Annotated in this window: 8 protein-coding genes; 6 read left to right on the forward strand and 2 right to left on the reverse strand. The window is 62.7% G+C overall.

All coding sequences use genetic code 11. The annotated features are described in order from the left end of the window. The first annotated feature begins 366 nt into the window (after positions 1-366). The 6 genes from IPV69_RS17565 (at position 367) to IPV69_RS17590 (ending at position 12,458) form a co-directional block, all read left to right on the forward strand. A complete protein-coding gene (locus tag IPV69_RS17565) occupies positions 367-1,734 on the forward strand; it encodes a DUF1501 domain-containing protein (RefSeq protein WP_206291024.1) in 1,368 nt (455 codons plus the stop codon). Positions 1,735-2,060: 326 nt separating this feature from the next. Further along, on the forward strand, positions 2,061-4,472 hold the full coding sequence (locus IPV69_RS17570) for a PPC domain-containing protein (protein WP_206291025.1): 2,412 nt from the start codon (positions 2,061-2,063) through the stop codon (positions 4,470-4,472). A gap of 74 nt (positions 4,473-4,546) precedes the next feature. After that, complete coding sequence (locus IPV69_RS17575; RefSeq protein ID WP_206291026.1) at positions 4,547-7,066, forward strand: DUF1549 and DUF1553 domain-containing protein; 2,520 nt, start codon at positions 4,547-4,549, stop codon at positions 7,064-7,066. A 154-nt stretch (positions 7,067-7,220) separates the two neighbouring features. Next, a complete protein-coding gene (locus tag IPV69_RS17580) occupies positions 7,221-10,211 on the forward strand; it encodes a c-type cytochrome domain-containing protein (protein ID WP_206291027.1) in 2,991 nt (996 codons plus the stop codon). Between the two features lie 219 nt (positions 10,212-10,430). Continuing rightward, positions 10,431-11,675: an aspartate kinase gene (locus IPV69_RS17585; protein WP_206291028.1), complete on the forward strand. Its 1,245-nt coding sequence runs from the start codon at positions 10,431-10,433 to the stop codon at positions 11,673-11,675. A gap of 81 nt (positions 11,676-11,756) precedes the next feature. Next, on the forward strand, positions 11,757-12,458 hold the full coding sequence (locus IPV69_RS17590; protein ID WP_206291029.1) for a thermonuclease family protein: 702 nt from the start codon (positions 11,757-11,759) through the stop codon (positions 12,456-12,458). Between the two features lie 72 nt (positions 12,459-12,530). On the opposite strand, the gene IPV69_RS17595 is transcribed toward IPV69_RS17590, so the two are convergent. Then, entirely contained in the window at positions 12,531-14,282 is a 1,752-nt protein-coding gene (locus IPV69_RS17595; protein WP_206291030.1) for a cation:proton antiporter, read from the reverse strand. Positions 14,283-14,692: 410 nt separating this feature from the next. Then, entirely contained in the window at positions 14,693-18,916 is a 4,224-nt protein-coding gene (locus tag IPV69_RS17600) for a PVC-type heme-binding CxxCH protein (RefSeq protein WP_206291031.1), read from the reverse strand. Positions 18,917-19,205 lie beyond the last annotated feature (289 nt).

Here is a 19,205-nt window from a genome sequence, read left to right on the forward strand (position 1 = left end):
GCGGACAGCAAATCGCCTCGTCCGAAGCGGTCGTTGACCCCATGATGCCGTGGAATTTTTTGGCCTTGCGGAAGAGGCCGCTCAGCAGGGATACGGAATCTAATATTTCAGAGAAATCGTGTCGCCGAGCATTGGTGGCACGTCGAGCGATTGCCGTGCCATAATCGTAAAGAATTGAAGATAAAGGCATTACGATATTTGACCTCTGGGTAAATCCCCGAGAACGCATCGCATGTAACGCCGCTTGTCCGCATTTCTTGCGATCTAACAAAAAAAATTCTTCCCGATGATGAAACACAAAGGCCGACCACTGGTATGTCAGAGCGAGATTCGACTCTATCAGGGACCACGAAGGAGCAACGCAATATGAACTTCAACCGGAAAACAGGCTGGTGCAACTCCCCCGATCACGTGAACCCCGGCGCCTCTCGGCGTGAGTTCCTTTACGTTGGCATGATCGGCGGGCTCGGCCTGACGCTCGGCGACTACCTGGGCATGAAGTCCAACGCTGCCATGGGCGCGTCGACCGGTGCGACCGTCGACAAGTTTGAAGATCCCAAGGCGACCGCCGACTCGGTTATTCATATCTTCCTGCCGGGCGGCATGGCCCACCAGGAATCGTGGGACCCCAAGCCGCTTGCTCCGGTCGAATACCGCGGCCCGATGGGCCAGGTCAAGACGTCGATCCCGGGCGAATACTTCGGCGAGACCATGCAGGCGACCGCGAAGATCGCCAACAAGATCGCTGTCTGCCGCGGCATGACGCACGGTGAGGCCGCTCACGAACGCGGCACCCATAACATGTTCACGGGCTACCGTCCGAGCCCGGCGATCAAGTACCCGAGCATTGGCTCGGTGGTGTCGCAGCAGCTGGGTGTTCGCAAGAACAACATGCCGCCGTACACCTGCATCCCCAGCCAGCCCAATGAAGACGCCGGCAGCGGTTACATGTCGTCGGCCTACGGCCCGTTCAGCCTCGGTGCCGACCCCTCGACAACTGGCTTCAAGGTTCGCGACCTCCAGCTCGCCAGCGGTGTGGATGACGCCCGCTTCGGCCGCCGTCGCGACATTCTCTCGGCCGTCGATTCGCACTTCCGCCGGATGGAAAAGTCCGATGCCCTCGACGCGATGGGATCGTTCTACCAGTCAGCCTACGGCCTGATCAGCAGCCCCGAAGCCCGCGCCGCGTTCGACCTCGACAAGGAAGCGGATGCGCTGAAGGAAGAATACGGCCGCAACACCGCCGGCATGCGAATGCTGATGGCTCGTCGCCTGGTCGAATCGGGTGTCCGGTTCGTCTCGATGACCTACGGCGGATGGGACATGCACGCCGGCATCAAGAACGGCTTCGAACGCCAGATGCCGCAGTTCGATAAGGCCTATGCGGCCCTCATCACCGACCTCGACCGCAAGGGCATGCTCGATCGCACCCTGGTCGTCGTCAGCAGCGAGTTCGGCCGTACCCCGAAGGTCAACAAGGACGCCGGTCGCGACCACTATCCGAAGGTGTTCTCGATCGCGATGGCCGGCGGCGGCATCAAGAAGGGCTACATTCACGGCAGCAGCGACGCGATCGCCGCCGAGCCGAACGAAAAGCCCCTCACCGTCGAAGACATGGCTCACACGATCTATCACTGCCTGGGCATCAACGCGAGCAAGCGTCTGATGGCCCCCGGCGATCGCCCGATCGATATCGTCCGAGGCGGTCATGTCGTGAAGGACCTGATGGCCTAATCGAGAGCCAAGGGGCTCCGCCCCGGGTTCTTGCGTTCGGACGCTGATTCTTCTGCAATGCAAGAATCGTAGACTTGAAGCCGTAAAAACACGCGATCCACAGTCCGGCACGAGTTGCCACGCCGTCGCAAAGCGACACGTGCTGACGCGAATCGGGCTGTGGATCGCTCGCTGTCAGGACTCATTTTCGAGTGCATCTTTCACGCGTCCTGGTGGATAAGAATTTCACTCCACGGCGACCCGATATCGGTGTAGTTCTGACCGGCGGTGACTGTCCGGCGCCTTAGCGCGAATCGACACTTCCTCCTCGCGGAGTACATGAACCGATGATGACCCTGACCAAACTCCTCAAGGCATGCGGCGCAGTCGCCGCCCTGGCTGTCTCGTCCGCGGCAATGGCCGCTTCGCCGGACCTGGCAATGGTCTACCCGCGGGGTGCACAGCGCGGGCAGGAAGTGGAGATGAAACTGTCCGGCCGCCGTCTCGCCGACGCCCAGGACGTGTTCATCTACCAGCCCGGCATCACGGTCACCGACCTGAAGGCCGGCGTCGACAATGTTGTCACCTGCAAGTTCAAGGTGGCCGATGACGCTCCGTTTGGCGAGTACCAGCTCCGCGTTCGCACCGCGTCGGGCATCTCGGAACTTCGCACGTTCTGGGTGGGCGTGTATCCGATCGTTCCGGAAACCGCCGAAGTAGGCGCGACCGCCCGCACCAGCAATCCGAAGAGCCCAACCCCGCCCGAGAAGCTTCCCAGCACCTTCGCCAATCCGCAGAAGATCAAGAACAACATCACCATCGCCGGTGTGCTTGAGTTGGAGCAGGCTGATTTCTATTCGATCGAAGGCAAGAAGGGCGACCGCCTCAATGTTGAGACCGAGGCGATGCGTCTCGGCCAGATTCTCGACACCAACGTCACGATCTACAACAGCGAGCGATTCGAGATCGTCGGCAACGACGACAACGCGCTGACCCGCCAGGATGCCTTCGTCTCCTGTACGCTTCCGGAGGACGGCACGTACATCATCCAGATTCGCGAGAGCAGCTACCTCGGCAGCGGCAACTCTTACTACCGAATGCACGTCGGCAACTTTCCGCGGCCCCGGGCGGTCTATCCCGCCGGCGGAAAGGCCGGCGAAGAGGTGAAGGTCAAACTCATCGGCGATGCTGCCGGTGTGTTCGAGCAAACGATCAAGGTCCCGAACACGCCGGGACAGGACTATCCGCTGCATGCCGAACAGAACGGGCTGCTGGCACCGTCGCCCAATCCGTTCCGGGTCAGCTCGTTCGGAAATGTCCTCGAAGGCGATTCGGCGAACGACGACGTTGCCACGGCGACCAAATACGACGGCGACCTTCCGATCGCGCTCAATGGTGTGATTGAAAAGAAGGGAGACGTCGACTACTTCCGCTTCAAGGCCAAAAAGGGTCAGCAGCTCGATATCAACGCCTTCGGCCGTCGGCTTCGCACGCCGTTGGACCCGATCATCGCACTGCACAATGACAAGGGGAGCCGCATCGCCGAGAACGACGACAGCGGCGGCCCGGACAGCTATCTGCGATTCAGCGTGCCCGCTGACGGCGAGTACGTAATCTCGGTGAAGGATCACCTCAAGAACGGCGGTCCGGAATTCGTTTACCGCATCGAGATCACCGAGGCCCAGCCGTCACTGACACTGTCCATTCCCAACATGGGCGTTAATTTCACGCAGGACCGCCAGTGGGTCGTGATTCCGCGGGGCGGCCGTTTCGGGACGACCATCCGGGCGCTCCGAAAAGAGTTCGGGTCGGATCTGCAGCTGATCGCCAACAATCTGCCGCAGGGCGTCAAGATGCACGCCGAACCGCTGCAGCAGGGCATGGACATGTTTGCGGTCATCTTCGAGGCCGACAAGGACGCCCCAATCTCCGGCAAGCTCGTCGAGTTGACCGCCAAGCCGACCGACGACAAGGTGCAGGTGGCCGGCAAGTTCGAGCAGAAGGTGGAACTCGCACAGAGCGGCAACAACGCCCCCTACTATATCTCGACCGCAACGAAGCTTGCCGTGGCCGTCGCCGAAGAGGTGCCTTACACCGTCGAGGTGATCCAGCCCAAGGTTCCGATGGTGCAGAACGGGCTGATGGATGTGAAAGTCAAAGTGACACGCAAGGGTGACTTCAAAGGGCCGATCACCGTCCGACAGATCTGGGATCCGCCCGGTGTCGGTTCCGGCCAGGTGACGATCAAGCCGGAAGAGAACGAAGGCGTTCTCACCATCAATGCACAAGGCGGTGCGCGAGTGGGCAAGTGGCAGACGGGCCTGCTGGCTTCGGCCGACATAACCGGTGCGACCTGGCTGGCGTCGAATCCGTACACGCTGGACGTGGCGAACCCCTATCTGGCGGCCACCGTCGATCGGGCGTCCGTGGTTCAGGGCAGCAAGGTGACCGTCACGGTGAAGCTCGAACAAAAAACCCCGTTCGAGGGTAAGGCCAAGATTCAATTGCTCGGCCTGCCGAACGAAGCGACGACCGTGGAAAAGGAAATCACCAAGGACGACAAGGAAGTCGCGTTCGAAGTCCAGACCACGGACAAAACACCCGCCGCCACTCACAAGGGGCTTCTGTGCCGGGTGACGGTCGTGCAGAACGGCGAGCCGATTCAGCACAACCTGGGTAACGGCGGCATCCTCCGCGTTGACCCGTTGAAGAAGCCGACGCCGCCCGCCGGTGGCAAGCCGGTCGCGGCCGTAAAGTGAAGGTTGTCGAAGATCGCAGTCGTAACGTTCGAATATTCTGAACTTGAGAGTCCTGAAACTCCACGGAGGCACTGATGCCCTCTCGCAAGTCAATGACCTGGCTCCTCGGATCGGCCGTCTGTGTGTCGCTGCTCGGCGGCGCGGCCTTGAACAGTTCCGCTGCCGACGACGCCAAGTCGCCGGTCCCCGCGGCACACCCCGCGACACCCGCCCCTGCGGTTGCCGGTCCGTTCCAGGTTTTCCCGCCTGACGTCTCGCTCGAGTCGTCAAGGGACTACCAGAGCATCGTCGTGCAGGTGACGCGTCCGGACGGCGTCACTTTGGATGTCACCGCAGAGTCAAAGATCACGCTCGCTGATCCGTCGATGGCAAAGGTGGAAGGCGCGACCATTCGGCCAGTGGCCGACGGCACGAGCCAGGTGATCGTGACCTACCAGGATCACAAAGCCATCCTTCCGCTGACCGTCAAGCAGGCCAAGGACGATCGTCCCGTCAGCTTCCGGCTGGACGTGATGCCCGTGTTCCTCAAGGCCGGTTGCAACACCGGCGGATGTCACGGGTCGGCCCGTGGCAAGGACGGCTTCATGCTGTCGCTTTTCGGTTACGACGCCGCCGGCGACTACGACCGAATTACCCGCGCGCAGACCACCCGCCGCATCAACCTCGCGGTGCCGGAAGAGAGCCTGATGATCACCAAGTCGCTGGGCTCTGTTCAGCACACCGGCGGTCAGCTGTTCAAGAAAGGCGACCACCTCCACACTGCGATGCTCCGCTGGCTTGAAGCCGGCGCCCCGGACGACGCGCCGCAGGTCGCCGAGCCGATCTCGCTCGAGCTGTATCCGAAACTGACGGTCATCGAGAGCGACTCGACCCAGCAGTTCGTGGCACGGGCCAAGTATTCGGACGGCACCGACCGCGATGTGACCAACCTTGTGCTGCTGTCGAGCAACAACGACAACTCGGCTCCGATCGACGCCAACGGAAAACTGACCGCCAAGTCTCGCGGTGAGGCCTTCATCATGGCCCGCTTCGCGACGTTCACCGTGGTCAGCCAGGCGATCGTCATCCCGCAGAAGCTCAAGTACGAGTGGTCGAACGTCGCCGAGTACAACTACATCGACACGCACGTCCACAACAAGCTCAAGAACCTGCGGATGTTCCCCTCCGAGGTCTGCTCCGACGAGGTGTTCGCCCGCCGGGTGTTCCTCGACATCGTCGGCCTGGTGCCCAAGGCCGATGAACTGGCGGCCTTCGTTGCCGACAAGGACCCCAAGAAGCGTGAGAAGCTGGTTGACGAGCTGCTCGGCCGTAAAGAGTTCGTCGAACTCTGGGTCATGAAGTTCGCCGAGTTGCTCAAGATCCGCTCCGACAACCAGCAGGTCAGCTACAAGGCGGCGTTGCTCTACTTCAACTGGCTTCAGGACCAGATGTCGGCCAACGTGCCGATGGACCAGATCGTTCAGAAACTGATCGCCGCCGACGGCGGCACGTTCGACAACCCCGCGACCAACTACTACCAGATCGAACGCGACACCCTGAAGATCGCCGAGGACACCGCCCAGGTGTTCATGGGAATGCGCATCCAGTGCGCCCAGTGTCACAACCATCCGTTCGATCGCTGGACGATGGACGATTACTACGGATTCGCATCCTTCTTTTCACAGGTGTCGCGCAAGCCCGGCGAAGACCCGCGCGAACAGATCGTTTTCGACCGCGGCAACGGCGAAGTGAAGCATCACATGCCCAACCGCACGCCCAAGCCCAAGTTCCTGGGCGGTGATTTCGCCAAGATCGAGCAGGGCCAGGATCGCCGGGAAGTGCTCGCCAAGTGGCTCGCTTCCACCGAGAACCCGTTCTTCGCCAAGAACCTGGCGAACATCGTCTGGGCCCACTTCATGGGCAAGGGCATCATCGAACCGGTGGACGACGTCCGAGTCTCGAACCCGCCGGTCAATCCCCAGCTGTTGGACGCCCTCGGTTCACGGTTCCAGGAGTACAAGTACGACTTCAAGCGGCTCGTGCGTGATATCTGCACCTCCCGCACCTACCAGCTTTCGACCCACGCCAATGAGACGAATGCCAACGACGAACGGAACTTTGCCAAGGCTCCGATCCGTCGTATCCGTGCCGAGGTGCTTCTCGATGTCATTGGTCAGGTGACCGAGACGAACGAAAAGTTCCGTGGCCTGCCGCTCGGTGCCCGCGCTGTACAGATCGCCGATGGCAATACCACCAACTTCTTCCTCACCACCTTCGGTCGGGCCAAGCGGGAAACCGTCTGTTCATGCGAGGTGGAGATGGACCCGAGTCTCTCTCAGGCGCTTCACCTGCTGAACGGTCAGACGACCAACGGTCGTATCCTGCAGGGCGGCGTTGTTCGGAAGATGCTCCTCGAGAAGAAGATGGAGCCGGACCAGATCGTCGACGAGCTTTACGTCCGCTGCCTGTCGCGCAAGCCGTCGCCGGAAGAGTTGCAGACCCTCCGTGCGAACCTGCCGAAAGACCCCAAGGCGGACATCGTCGAGACCGAGAAGGTTCTGACCGACATCTTCTGGGCGCTGCTGAACGCGCCAGAGTTCATGTTTAATCACTAGGTTCAGGCGTTTCCAGATTGAACGAAAATGCAAGCACCGGACATCGCGCACGGAACATCGAACGTCGAGTAAAGCAGGAGTTTTTCTCTGCGTTCGGTGTTCAGTGTTTGGTGTCGGATGTCCGGTGTTCGACTTTGTGAAGAGGACCTCAAACGTGAAAATCAACCACCTGCTGCCGTCCGGATTCGCACTGCTTCTGAGTGGCATTCTCGCTCCTGGCGCGCAAGCACAGGAAAAGGTCACGTTCCAGGATCATGTCCTCCCGATCTTCCGGAACGCCTGCAATAACTGTCACGATCCGGAGAAGAAGAAGGCCGGTCTCGATCTGACGACCTACTCCGCGATGATGGTCGGCTCCGACAACGGCTCGATGGTGGTGGCCGGCGATCCGGCCGGATCGATGCTGTTCAAGGTCGTCACGCACGCCGCCGAGCCCACGATGCCCCCCAAGCGGGACAAGCTGGCTCCGAAAGAACTGGATCTGATCAAGGCTTGGATCGCCGGTGGCCTGCTCGATACCAAGGACGGCAAGCCGGCCGTCTCGAATAAGCCGAAGGTTGATCTCTCGACCGTTGCCGCGGCCGGTAAGCCCAACGGACCTTCGGCAATTCCGACGGGTCTCCCGGCCGAACCGGTCGTCCGCACGTCACGAGCCGGCGCTGTCGAGTCCCTTGCTTCCAGTCCCTGGGCCCCGGTCATCGCGGTCGGCGGGCAGAAGCAGATCATTCTCTACCACAGCAAGTCGCTGGAAATCCTCGGCGTGCTGCCGTTCGAGGAAGGCGTCCCCAACGTTCTGAAGTTCAGCCCCAATGGAAATCTGTTGCTCGCGGCCGGCGGCGTGGGTGCCAAGCTCGGCAAGGTCGTCCTGTACGACGTCGCCACCGGCAAAAGGCTGACTGACGTCGGCGATGAGCTCGACGAAGTCCTCGCCGCCGACATTACCCCTGACCAGAAGCTGGTCGTACTCGGCGGCCCGAACCGCCTGGTGAAGGCCTATGCCGTTGCCGACGGCGCCGAGCAATATGTCGTCAAGAAACACACCGACTGGGTTACGTCGATCGCGGTCAGCCCCAACGGCGAGTATCTCGCGTCCGGCGATCGCGCCGGCAACCTCTACGTCTGGGAAGCCAAGACCGGCGGCGAGCTGTACAGCCTCACCGGCCACAAGGAATCGATCACGTCCCTGGTGTTCCGCGACGACTCGACCGTGCTGATGTCCGGCAGCGGCGACGGCTCGATCAAGCTCTGGAACATGACCGATGGCGCCAACCTGAAGACCTTTAACGGCCACAATGGCGGCGTGATGTCGGCCAACTTTGCCCACGACGGCAAGATCGTCTCGGCCGGCCGCGACCGAAAGGTCCGTACCTACGACTCGACTGGCGGATCGGCCAAAGAGTTCGCCCCGGCGTTCAATGACATCGCCCTGCATGCCACCTTCGACAGCGAAGGCCAGCGGATCTTTGCCGGCGACTGGACCGGCATCGTGCGGGTTTGGAACGTTGCCGACGGTGTCGCCGCGGGCGAGCTGTCGCCCAATCCGCCTCGCATTGCCGATCGGCTCAGCGAAGCTGCCAAGAAGCTTGTCGAAGTCGAACCCGTGATCGCGAAGGCCGAGTCCGAGCTCAAGGTCGCCCAGGCCGCCGCCACTCAGGCCGCTGACGAACACAAGAAGCAACTCGCCGCAGTCGACAAGGCCAAGGCTGACATTGAAGCGGCCAAGTCGGCCCTCGCCGACGCCGAACGACAGATGACGGAAGCCGTCGGCAAAGCCGACAAGCCGGTACGTGACCTGATCGACCTTCGCAACAATGTTCAGCAGAAGGCGAACCAGGTCGCGTCGGCCGAGCAGGGCGTCCGGGAGTCCGAGCAGGCCGTTCGCGCCGCGACGGACTTGAAGTCGCTTGAGGCAGCCGTTGCACAAGCGCAGGCCCAGGTGGATGAGCGGACCAAGCAGATTCGCGACTCCGAAGCCGCTCTGAAAGCCAATGCCAATGACGCCGCCGCCAAGGCGACGCTGGCCGAAGCCCGGGTGAGTGTCACCCGCCGCACCGAGCGGCTGACCGAAGCCAAGAAGGCGCTCGCCGCCGGCCAGGTCAAAGCCAAGGCCGCCAAGCCCGATCCTGCTGTCATCAAGAAGCTGGAGCAGGCCAAGGCCGAGTTGAACAAGGCCAAGGCGGATCTGGCCCAGGCCGAGAAGGCCGACGGCAAGGCGGCCGCCGAGGCCGACAAGCTCGCCGCCGGTCGAGTGAAGGCCGGCGACACGCTGGCCAAGCTTCGGACCGATCTGTCGGCCGCCGAGGCCCAGGTTCAGGCCAAGGCCGACGCCGCCAAGGCTGCCGCCGACAAGGTCGAGCCGGCTAAGAAGACCGTTGCCGATGCCACCGTTGGCTGGAACGCCGCCCGTTTCGGTGTCGCCAAGCTCAAGGCCCAGCAGGGTGCCACGACGCTTCACGAAGCACGCAAGCAGCTCACGGCCGCCGAGAAAGCCAAGACCGACGCCGAGCAGGCCGCCAAGGATGCCGCCGCCCTGATCGAAACCGGTAAGGCGAACCTGGCCGCGTTCCAGAAGGCCCGCGCCGAGTCGCCGGCCAAGGTCCAGAAGCTGACGGCGACGATTCCCGAGCTGCGCAAGAAGGTCACTGAAGTGACCGCGCCGTTCGAAGTCGCGACCAGGGATCTTGCCGAGCGTGAAGCGTTGGCGATCGAAACGGCCGACATCGTTCGCCGGATCGGGTCGCTCGCTCAGACGTCGAAGGAGAACAAGAATCTCGTAGACGCCGAGGGTGCCGGCAAGAAGGTGGTCGAACAGCTCGCCGCCGAGATCAATGCCGCCAAGGAAAAGGTCAACCGCTGGACCGAAGCCAAGAACAAGGCCGCCGCCGAACTGGCAACGGCCGAGAAGGAGCTCGCCGCCGAACGATCCGCCACCGCGACCGCCGAACGAGACCAAGCCGCGCTAAAGAAGGCGATCGCCGACGCCCAGGCCGACCTTCCAAAGAAGGAAGCCGCGGCGAAGGAGGCCGTCAAGCCGATCGAAACCGCCAAGGCGAAGGTCGATCAGGCCAAGGCCGATTACGAGAAGCTGCTGTCGGAGGCCGACAAGCTCGACCCGGCCAAGACGGCCCAGGCCAAGAACGGCTGATCGCTAACAACAGACCTCGGGATGCGAATAGACGTGGTCCGCCCTGCCCGGGCGCACCACGTCTTTTTCGTAGCGTCTGTGCAAACGGTGATCGCCGCGGGGGGGATTTGGCTTCCCGCTTCTGCTAATCCTCTCGCACCCGTTGAGTCCAGCCCCTTCCTCCCTATAATGCCCCCCTTTTCGACCGCCCCGTCCCTTCATCCGGATGGGTAGAACACTATGGGCCTCATCGTACAGAAATTCGGCGGCACCAGCGTCGCCGACGCCGTCCGCATACACCGTGCCGCCCGCAAGGCGATCGACGCCAAGGAACGCGGCAACCAGGTCGTGGTCGTGGTCAGCGCCATGGGCGACACCACCGACGACCTCATCGACCTCGCCAAGCAGGTCTGCACCGTCGGCGATCGAGAGATCGCGCCGCCTAAACGCGAAATGGACCAGCTCCTGGTCACCGGCGAACAGGTCACTATCGCGCTGTTCGCGATGGCGATCTGCGCCCAGGGCCACCAGGCGATCAGCTTCACCGGCGGGCAGATCGGGCTGCTGACCGATGAATCGTTCTCCAAGGCCCGCATCCAGAGCATCAACAAGCAGAAGATCTTCAAGGAGCTCGACGCCGGCAAGATTGTCATCGTCGCCGGATTCCAGGGCGTCACGTCCGACGGCGACTACACCACGCTCGGCCGCGGCGGCAGCAATGCCACGCTCGTCGCCGTCGGTGCCGTGCTGAAGGCCGACGTCTGTGAGAACTACACCGACGTCGATGGCATCTACACCGCCGACCCGCGTATCGTGAAGAACGCCCGCAAGATCGAGAAGATCAGCTACGACGAGATGCTGGAGCTGTCGGGCCTGGGCGCCAGCGTCCTGCAGACCCGCGCGGTAGAGTTTGCCAAGAAATACAACGTCCCCCTTCACGTCCGTAACAGCCAGAACGACAACGAAGGCACCTGGATCGTAGCCGAGACACAGAACATGGAACACATCGTCGTATCCGGCGCAGCGCTCAAGAAGGATCTCACCCGCGTGACGGTGAAAGCCGTCCCCGATCGGCCCGGCATTGCCGCGCGGATCTTCCATTCCATCGCGGCGGCCAACATCTCGGTCGATGACATCATCCAGAACGTGATGGACGACAACACTGCCAACATCTCGTTCACCGTCGAGCACGGCGACCTCCACGACATCAAGCCGATCGTCGAAAAGCTCGTCAAGGAGTTCGGCGGAACCACCGCCGCAATCTACCAGGGTGAGCTGGCCAAGGTCAGCGTGGTGGGTGTCGGCATGCGCGTTCACACCGGCGTCGCGGAGCGGATGTTCGACGCACTCGCCAAGGCGAAGGTGAACATTCAGAACATCACCACGAGCGAGATCAAGATTTCCTGCATCATCGACAAGGACCACGGCCCGATCGCACTGCAAGCCGTGCACGATGCGTTCGATCTGGGTAAGGCGCGGGCCTAACCAAGGTCCAAAGGGACCCTCAGACACCGGCGTCGGGAAGGTGACCGTTCCGCGTCGTCAGCGTCCGGTATACTTGCCTCGGTGTCCGCCGATTCAAATCCACCTTCGCCCATCGAGTCGTCGGCGCCGGTGATTTCTCCCGTCGATCGATTTCTAGCGCGGCGTGCCCGATGGCGCAAAGTCGGGCTGGTTGTCCTCGTCCTGCTCCTGTCGTCCATCGTTCTCGGTAATGTCTGGTCGCAGATCCGCGGCGGCGATGACTGGACGCGCTACGATCGCCAGCACTTCGTCGTGCAATCCGTGATGGCAGGCGATCAGATCGCGATCGAGCCCGCCAGTGGCGGGGCTGTGACGATCGTCAAGCTTCTGGGGGTCGATACCCACTCCGTCAATTCCAACGCCGCGACGCAGCCGCACTGGGCGGTCGAGTCGTACCAGGCTTTGCGGGATGTCGCCCAGGGCAGACGGGTGCTGGTCGCGCTGCCCGGCCTTGCCCCGCGGACGCCCGACGGACGGCTGCACGCGTATATCTATCTCGAAGGCGACCCACCGGCGCTCAGCGTCAACGAGCGTCTCATCGCCGACGGCAACGCCTACGCCGACCGGCGGCGCGAGCACCCGTTCCACAAGCAGTTCGATCAGGCCGAGCAGGAAGCCCGCCGAAAGAAGCGCGGCCTCTGGCAGGATGTCAGGGACGACCAGCAACCCACATGGCGGCAGGAGTGGCTCAAGAAGCTGTCCGCGGCAAGAACCGAGCGGCCGACGACGGTTCGGGTGCCCTGAGAAGACGGGGGGAGAACGCGACTTCGCGTTCTCCCCCCGTCTTTGGCTGCGGCCGTGTCACGCTATGGCGCCTCACATTCCCGGCAGCGTCGCCGCGAACTCCTGCCGAATACGCGTGGTTTCGCTCTTGACCGAAGCCTCGTCCGCGCCGCGGTCGAACATGACCATCCGAGCCAGCGACACCGCGGCCTCGGCTTCTTCGTAACAGACGGCATCAGCACCGACTTGTTCCAACTCCTCCCGCTCGCTGATGTAGCGGGCGCGGACGAAGATCTTGATCTCCGGGTTGATCAGCTTCGCCGCGGCGATCAGCGGGTTGCGGCCGTCGGCGTGGTGCGGCAGGGTGATGACCAGGTGTGTCGCCCGCGGCAGTGCCTGGTGCATGACCTCAATGTTAAACGCGTCGCCGTAGATCGCCGTGCGGCCCGCCCGCTTGATCGCCTGCACCGTTTCCATGTTCATATCGACGACGACAGTTTCATGCCCGCGCTCGCGGAGCAGACTGTCCACCGTCTTGCCAACCGGGCCATAGCCCACGATGACGGCAACCGGTGAGGTTCCCGCTTCCAGTGCCTTTCCCGTGTCGGCGTTCATCGCCGTCTCACGCGCCAGCGCCCGGCGGTTCAGGAACTTCCACAGCGCCGGCCAACGCTTCAGAAACGCTTCGATCTGCCCGATCCGCTGGAATAGCAGGGGGTTGAGCGTGATCGAGACGATCGCACACGCCACCAACAGGTTATGACCCGACTTGTCGATCAGCTTCGCCTTCTGGCCAAGCTCCGACAGGATGAAGGAAAACTCGCCAATCTGCGCGAGGCCAAGCGCCACGACCAGCGCCGTCCGAGCCGGATAACCGATGACCGCCACAACAGCCAGCGCCGCCAGTGGCTTGCCGATCATGACGATCGCTAGTCCCCCGGCCAGCAGCCATGGCTGCTGCACGACGAACGCGGGCTCAAAGAGCATGCCGACCGAAGTAAAGAAGATCACGGCGAACGCATCGCGCATCGGCAGGGCGTCGGCGGCGGCCTGCTGCGAGACCGGCGACTGCCCGACGACCATACCGGCCAGAAACGCCCCCAGAGCCATCGACGCACCGAACACATACGCCGACCCCGCCGCGATCGCGATCGCCATCACCATGACGGTCAACGTGAAGAGCTCCCGCGACCGCAGCTTGGCGACCCGCACCATGATCCAGGGGATGATCTTTGACCCCGCGAACAGCAGCACGACGATCATCGCCGCCAGTTTCAGCAGCGCGATCAGCAGCGTCATCCAGATGGAGGTTGACGCGCCATGGCTGGCGTCGGCGGGTGCCGTTCCGCCGGCCTGGCCCATCGCCGGGATCAGCACCAGCACGATAACGGTCAGGATGTCTTCGACGATCAGCCAGCCGACGGCGACGTGGCCGTGGGTGGTATCGAGCATGCGGTTGTCGGTCAGCACGCGGATCAGTACGACGGTGCTGGCGACCGCCATCGCCATGCCGATGACCAGGCCGGAATTCACCGTCCATCCGTACGCAACCGCGACGGCCACGCCCAGGCCCGTCGCGATCAGGCTTTGAAAGATCGCGCCCGGCACCGCGACGTTTCGCACCGCCAGCAGGTCGCCCAGGTGAAAGTGCAGCCCGACGCCGAACATCAGCAGGATGACGCCCAGCTCGGACAACTGGTGGGCGATCGTGGGGTCGCCGACAAAGCCCGGCGTATAGGGCCCGATCACGATCCCTGCCAGCAGATAGCCGACGATGGGCGACAGCTTCAGCCTTTGCGTGATGATTCCCAGAACCCATGCCGCCGTGAAAGCGGCGGCCAGCATCGTGATGAGTGGTGGTAAGTCGTGCACACCTTGCGAATAGCACGATCCAAAAATTCAGGCAACCTGCATTCGGTGTTCAGGACGGAATTTGGAAAAGAAATTTGCAGATCCGAACCACGAGGGCGCACGAAGACGATTTGTGGCCACGAGTATAGAGGCGTCCGTGACAGGGCTTTCCAAGCCGCGCGGGCGATGTCACGACGCGTTGGAATTCAAATCCTCAGCAGACATATCTGGCCGTTCCATGCAACAGAAATGCTGGCCCGTCCGAAGATTGGGATCTACCTGCGTCGTGACCTCGCTCGCACGGCTTGGAAAGCCGTGTCACGGACAGCCGCTGCACGGACAGTCCTTCTTCGTGGTCCTTCGTGATTCTTCGTGGCGAAAACTCTTCGCTCCGACTTCGGGGTTCACTTGACCGTCTTCAGTTCAAACTTCGGATCGATCTCCAGCTCGAACTCCTTCCACCGCACCTCCGTCGGCCCGCCGGAATGGACCTGCAAGCCGATCAGGCCTTCCTTCGCGATCGTGTCGTCGTCCAGCACCGTGCAGGGTTTGCCGTTAATGGCGGTGCGGATCTTCCCGCCGACGGCCAGGACCTCGTACGTGTTCCAGTCTTCGAGCTTCAGGAACGGTGTCGCGTCGAACTCCTCCCCCTTCTTCGGGAAAAGCAGGCCGCGGGCGCTTTCTTCGTACAGCTTGCCCCACCACCCCTTGCCGGCGTCGCACTGGCAGCCACGCATCTCATGGCTGCCGGGGATGCGCACGCTGCGGATCTGGATGCCGCTGTTGGCGGCGTCGGGGACGAGCTTCATCTTCACGATCAGCCGAAAATCCTTGAACGTCTGCCGGGTGGTGATGAACTGGTTCTTCTTTAGGCCGGTCTCGGTCTTGCCGACGATTTCACCATTCTGCACCGACCAGAGCCCGTCCATCTGCCATTCCCAGCCTGTAAGGTCCTTGCCGTTGAAGATCTGGCCCGCGGGCAAGTCGCCGCCGCCCAGCAGTGGAATCGCTGGCAGATCCGCCGGGGTTTTGCCCTTTGCGCCGGCATCCGGAGCCGCCTGCAGCGGCACTTGCTTCGGCGATCGCAGGTACGCGATCAGGTTCCGGACATCGGTCTCGCTCAGCGCATCGAGCGCGCCTTCCGGCATCATCGACAGCGGCGATGGTTTGAGCTTCGCCACGTCGGCCTGGTTGACGGTCACGATCTCCGTCGCCGTCTGCAGGGTGACGGTCTGGGCGTCCTTCTGCTTCAGGATGCCGATGATGGTTCGGTCGTCCTTGGTATCGAGCTGCCAGGCCTGGTAATCGACCGGGATGACGGCGTTGGGATCGACAACGTTGTGCAGCAGGTAGTCGATGTTGGCGCGGTCGGAGCCGGTGATGTCCGGGCCGACTTTGCCCCCTTCGCCGAAGAGCGTGTGGCAGCCGGCGCAGGTGGTGACGAAAAGCTGCCGCCCGCGCGAAGGATCCACGCGGTCGCTTGCGGCTTCGCCGATGAGCTTCTTGTACTTGGCGATCTTCGCGAGCTTGTCCTTGTCGGTCTCGTTGACCCTCGCCCAGTACCTGTTGAGCAGGTCGGCGACTTCATTGCCCTTGCCCTTATTACCACTCATCGTGCGCAGCTGCCGTAGCAGGTCGGCGGTGAAATCGCCCCGCGGCACCTGCTTGTCGACCGCCTCCAGCAGCAGGACGGCATACGACGGCCGTGAAGCGAGCGTAGCAAGCGCGTCCTTCTTCTCGGCCGGCGGAAGCTCGGCGTATTTGCCGAGGATGGCGGCGGGGGTCTTGGCGTCGTCGTAGTTCGCCAGTGCCCGAATCGCCGCGGCACGGACGGCCGGGTCGTCGAGCAGCAGGAACAGGTTCGGCGCCAGGTCGGCGTCCTTCGCCGTCACCAGCGCATCCAGCGCGGCAAGTCGGTCGGCGGGCTTGGCAGCGCGGTCCAACATCACCTTCCGCATGTCGGCCATCGCCGTCTTGGAGCCGAAGATGACCGACAGCGCCCGCACCTGTTCTGCGATGTCGGCGCTGGTCGCGCCGCCGGCGGGCACACCGCCGTGTGCCCCTACCAGGCTCGCGGCGACCTTGTCCCAGTCCTTCGGGGCGGCGATGCCTCGGCGGCCCTTCAGACCGGTCGTCATGCCGCGGAGGATGTCCAGCCGCCCGCCGGCGAGCTTGTCGTCGGCCAGCCGAGCGGCGAGCAGGTCGAGGTTCTTCTCCCCGCCGATCATCGCCAGCTTGCGGGCGGAGAAGTTGAGGATGTTGGGGATCTTGGTCGAAGCGGCGAGGTCAAGGGCGCGACTGGCGTCGTTATCGAGCAGGGGCTCGAGGGCGTACCAGTACATCAGGGGGAGGTTGTGGTCGGTGGCGTCTTCGGAGTGGGAAAGCAATTCGCCCACAATCTGCCAGCGAACCTCAATTGGAAGTCGACCTACAGTAGAACTCAAAGAAAGGCGGACAAGGGGAGAGTCAGTACGCTTTGCGATTTCAGCCAGCTGATTTAGTGAATGCTCGCCCAACTTCAGGCGATCCCCCCAGAGTCGAACATTCGTCGCGACGAACACGGCATCATCTTTTGGATTTGCCATGACCCGCGGTTCCGGCAGAATTGCATACAAAGTCCAAAGATATCGGAGCACCAGCGACTCGCGGCCTTTCGAAGCGCCCCCTTCGAAGAGATCGATCAAATGATCCTGCAACGCTTTCCAATCTGTAGCAGTTAGCTTCGTCGCGCGCTCATGTAACACGCGCCTCGCCGTCCGCACATACCACTCATTCTTGTGCTCCTGGAGCTTCACCAGCTCAAGATCGCTCAACTTCTCCAAATCCACCTTCACCGGTTTCACATCCCCATAGCTCACCTTGTAAATCCGCCCCGTCGTCCGGTCGTGGTCCTTGGGGTTCCGCGTGTGGCACTGCTGCAGATCGTACCAATCGGCGAAATAGACTGAGCCGTCCGGCCCATAGCGCATCGCGATGATCTGGCTCGCCCGGTCGTTGGCGAGCAGGAAATCCTTCCCGTGGCGGCCGACGTAGCCGCTGCCCTTGGGCTCGGGGATGTCCATGTTGATCCGCGCGCCGTGGATGTTGTTCATGAAGATCTTGCCGCGGTACTCGTCCGGCCAGTTGTCGCCGAGGTAGACCATCAGGCCGCTGTGGGCGTGGCCGCCGCCGGCGGAGTCGCTCTTGCCGTTGCCGCTGTGCGGCGTCGCGCCCAGGTAGTGGACGTGGTCGCCGATCTGCTTGATGTCGTCGAACGTGTAGGGGTTGTCATGCTGGCCGGCCTGGCGCTGGTAGCGCGCGCCCTGGATGACGTGCCACAGGTGCGGGATGACGCAGGCTTCGATAAAAATCTGGCCGTGCTCGTCGAAGTCCAGGCCCCAGGGGTTGCTGGTGCCCTCGGCGAAGCGTTCGAAGACGTGCTTCGTCGGGTGGTATCGCCAGATGCCGGCGTTGATGTGGACGCGCTGGTCCTGCGGGGTGCCAGGCTTGCCGACGAAGCTGTTGGTGAACACGCCATGACAGCCGTAGAGCCAGCCGTCGGGGCCCCACATGAAGCTGTTGAGCGTTTCGTGGGTGTCCTGGTAGCCCCAGCCGTCGAGGAGGATCTTGGGTTCGCCGGCCTGTTTCGTGGTGCCGTCGGCGTCGTCCTTGTAGGGGATGAACATCAGGTAGGGGGCCGCGCCGACCCAAACCCCGCCGAAGCCGACTTCAATGCCGCTGACGAGGTTGAGCTTCTCGGCGAAGACGGTTCGCTTGTCGGCTTTGCCGTCGCCGTCGGTGTCTTCGAAGATGAGGATGCTGTCCTTGCCTTCGCCTTCGGGGGCGCGGATGGGGTAGGTGAACGACTGCACCACCCAGATGCGGCCGCGGGCATCGATCGTGAACGCGATGGGGTTGATCAGGTCGGGCTCGGCGGTGAAGACCTGCGCCTTAAAGCCCGGCGGCAGGGTCATCGCTTTGACCGCGTCTTCGGGCGAGAGGCCGGCGTACTTGAGCGTGTCCGGCGGAAGCGGTTTGCCGCCGGGGCTGGTCGCTACGGCCGCGCCGCCGGGGCGGGGTTTGAGTTCGGGCTTCTCGGCGTGGAGGCGGAAGTCATCAAAGTTGACATGCCCCCACGCGCCGGTCGCTTCATCCACGATGCGGATGCGGATCGACTTGCCCTGCAGTTTTTCCAGATCGACCAGCACCGGCCAGAGCCGTTCGTGCTCGACGCCCGACGCCTGGAAGAACGCCTTGTTGTCGTCGGCGGTGACGAGCTCGACGCGGGTCTTGGCAGTCTTGCCGCCGGCGACCATGAACGTCGCCCAGCGGTGCGTGACCTTAAACGGCGCACTGGTCAGCGTGCCGACCGGTTTGTCACTCAGCGACTTCTCGTACCCGCCGATCCAAAAGTCCCCCTGCTGCCCGGGGATCATCCCGCGCCCGCGGGCGGAGACGGTATCCCCCTTGATCGGCTGGCCCTCGAAGGCAGCGCCCTCGGCGGTCCAGTCTTTGAGCGTGCCGGTCTCGAAATCGAGATTAAGAGGTTTGCCGTCGGCTCCCACGGGCAGGACGCCCTGTGCCCGTGCGGCAAATGTCAAAGTGACCGACGCCAGCAGAACCATCAGGATCGCGGTGCGCTGCAACATGGAATCCCTCGTTATGGAACGGAAGTGGTCGAGCAGGGGAGTTTACCGGGAGTGAAATCGATCAGGAATCACGGGGACGAAAGAATATCCCGCGGCGGCGGCGAGGTAACGGTTCAGTCCTGCTTTCTGGTGGGGCAGGCATTCTTGCCTGCCGCGAGCCGGCGACGCCGGAATTCCTGTCGGCCTGAGCGGGATCGCAGCAGACGCAGTTGGGCATCGTTTCGAATGACCTCGACCGGGCAAGAATGCCCGGCACTCGGTCGTTCGAGGCAGGCAAGAATGCCCTCCC

Source organism: Humisphaera borealis (assembly GCF_015169395.1).
GTDB classification, from domain to species: Bacteria; Planctomycetota; Phycisphaerae; order Tepidisphaerales; family Tepidisphaeraceae; genus Humisphaera; species Humisphaera borealis.

Excerpts from the sequence above, each read along its gene's own strand:
- IPV69_RS17600 (WP_206291031.1), bottom strand. The coding sequence starts at position 18,916 with ATGTTGCAGCGCACCGCGATCCTGATGGTTCTGCTGGCGTCGGTCACT.
- IPV69_RS17565 (WP_206291024.1), top strand. The coding sequence starts at position 367 with ATGAACTTCAACCGGAAAACAGGCTGGTGCAACTCCCCCGATCACGTG.
- IPV69_RS17570 (WP_206291025.1), top strand. The coding sequence starts at position 2,061 with ATGATGACCCTGACCAAACTCCTCAAGGCATGCGGCGCAGTCGCCGCC.
- IPV69_RS17585 (WP_206291028.1), top strand. The coding sequence starts at position 10,431 with ATGGGCCTCATCGTACAGAAATTCGGCGGCACCAGCGTCGCCGACGCC.
- IPV69_RS17575 (WP_206291026.1), top strand. The coding sequence starts at position 4,547 with ATGCCCTCTCGCAAGTCAATGACCTGGCTCCTCGGATCGGCCGTCTGT.
- IPV69_RS17595 (WP_206291030.1), bottom strand. The coding sequence starts at position 14,282 with ATGCTGGCCGCCGCTTTCACGGCGGCATGGGTTCTGGGAATCATCACG.